General features: G+C 68.0%; 2 protein-coding genes. Both read left to right on the top strand.

Annotated features, from left to right (window positions below; all coding sequences use genetic code 11):
- Window positions 1–83 precede the first annotated feature (83 nt).
- Window positions 84–1,139: an IS1595 family transposase gene (locus ACTQ0H_RS09225; protein ID WP_441057983.1), complete on the top strand. Its 1,056-nt coding sequence runs from the start codon at window positions 84–86 to the stop codon at window positions 1,137–1,139.
- A gap of 46 nt (window positions 1,140–1,185) precedes the next feature.
- Window positions 1,186–1,383 carry a type II toxin-antitoxin system RelB/DinJ family antitoxin gene (locus ACTQ0H_RS09230; RefSeq protein ID WP_117744010.1) on the top strand — a complete coding sequence of 66 codons (198 nt, stop codon included), beginning with the start codon at window positions 1,186–1,188 and terminating at the stop codon, window positions 1,381–1,383.
- Window positions 1,384–1,423 lie beyond the last annotated feature (40 nt).

Raw genomic sequence — 1,423 nt, forward strand, 5'->3', positions numbered from 1 at the left:
GGCTCTGTTAGACCAGGATTGACATACATGTGTCCCCACGGTGCCATATCGTTGACCCCGTAGACCGCGATGATGGGGGCAGCATGAACGCCGAAGACCTGGTCCTCAACTTCAAGAAGGGCATGGCGAACCTCAGCAAGACCGAGCGCCGCCGCGCTATCGAGTCCGTCAGGGACGTGATCCGCGCGGCGGCGTTCGACGACGCGGCCGGCTCCGCCTACGAAATCGAACGCTGCCCGCGCTGCGGGTCCGCCGCGGTCGTGAAGAAGGGCAAATCGAAGAACGGCGAGCAGCGCTACCTCTGCCGGGGCTGCGGCAGGACCTTCGGCATGGGCAGCGAGCGCATCCTGGGGACGAGCAAGCTCCCGAAGGAGACCTGGATGGCCTACGCCGAGTGCTTCGTGCTCATGCTGCCCCTGCGCGAATGCGCGAGGCGCTGCCGCGTCTGCCTCAAGACCGCCTACACCATGCGCCACAGGCTGATCGAGTGCCTCTCGGCCTACTCCCCCTCGTTCAGGGTCGAGCGGGGCTGCGGCTGCGAGCTCGACGAGACCTATTTCCCCGAGTCGTTCAAGGGCAACCACGCGAAGGGGTCGTTCACGATGCCGCGCCCCTCCCGGCATCGCGGCAAGCAGGTGCACAGACGCGGGCTGTCGCGCGAGCGGATCTGCGTCATGACCGGCGTGAACGACTCGAACGAGACGTTCCTCGAGGTCACGGGGCGGGGCGCCCTTTCGAGGGAGCGCGCCATGGACGCGCTGAGGGGCCGCATCGCGGCCGGCTCGGTCGTCGCGACCGACAGGGCGGCCGCCTACGTCGGCGTCCTCGCCGAGCTCGAGGTCGCCGCGCACGCGGCCTACGACCCCAAGGACCGCTCCGGGGGGACCATCAACCGGGTCAACACCGTCCACTCGCTCCTCGGCGCCTTCATGGAGCCGTTCAAGGGCGTGTCGACGAAGCACCTCGACGCCTACCTCGCCTGGTTCAGGTGGTGCCGGACCTTCATGGCGACCGATTCCGGCGCCGCCGGGCGCACGGTCGCGCGGCAGCTCGCGCACGGCGTCTGCAGGAGCCGCGTCCGCGACATGTTCAACGTGGAGCCGCCCTACATGGACTACTGGGCCGCGCCCGCCGCATAGAGGCGGTAGAATGGTCGCACCGCGATACACGAGGAGGGGTGAGGCCATGCCGTCGAACATACCGGCCACGACGATCCGCATCGACCCGGAGGTCAAGAGGGAGGCCACGGCCATCCTGGACGAGCTCGGCCTGTCCATGTCCACCGCCGTCAACGCGTTCCTCAGGGCGCTCGTCCGAGAGGGCGGGATGCCGTTCGAGATGAGGGTCAAGACGCCGGCGCCCGACGAGGAGACGGCGAGTTAGCCGGCAGGTCGGCATGTCAATCCTGGTCTAACAGAGCCTT

Origin of the sequence: Collinsella sp. LCP21S3_A3, assembly GCF_052118905.1 — a bacterium.
GTDB lineage: Bacteria > Actinomycetota > Coriobacteriia > Coriobacteriales > Coriobacteriaceae > Collinsella.

Bases quoted from the DNA above. Each gene is read 5' to 3' on its own strand.
- ACTQ0H_RS09225 (WP_441057983.1), top strand. From the start codon at position 84: ATGAACGCCGAAGACCTGGTCCTCAACTTCAAGAAGGGCATGGCGAAC.
- ACTQ0H_RS09230 (WP_117744010.1), top strand. From the start codon at position 1,186: ATGCCGTCGAACATACCGGCCACGACGATCCGCATCGACCCGGAGGTC.